Source organism: Citrobacter sp. TBCS-14, assembly GCF_005280805.1.
Taxonomy (GTDB): Bacteria; Pseudomonadota; Gammaproteobacteria; order Enterobacterales; family Enterobacteriaceae; genus Citrobacter; species Citrobacter gillenii.
Genome location: NZ_SZWM01000002.1, coordinates 1 through 226, shown reverse-complemented (window position 1 = coordinate 226; position 226 = coordinate 1). Strand labels below are relative to the sequence as shown.

General features: G+C 58.0%; 1 pseudogene. It reads left to right on the top strand.

Annotation, left to right across the window (positions count from 1 at the left end):
• Positions 1-226, top strand: a pseudogene (locus FDX22_RS00010) (acyl-CoA synthetase FdrA); the annotation flags it as partial.

The following is a 226-nucleotide window of genomic DNA, read 5'->3' as shown; positions in this document are numbered from 1 at the left end:
GCTGTTTCTGGGAAGCAAGCCGGAGCAGCGTCGCGAAGGTAACGTCTGGCTGGCGAATTCACTTTCTGATGCTGCACAACTGGCGGTATTGCTGATGCGTGTGGCACTGCAGAGACAGGTTCAACCGGAAGTGGCAGGTAAAGGTATTTACGGTCTGTACGCCGGCGGCACGTTGGCAGCTGAAGCCGCTATGTTGCTCTCTGCCGGGCTGGGAGTACCCGTTAGC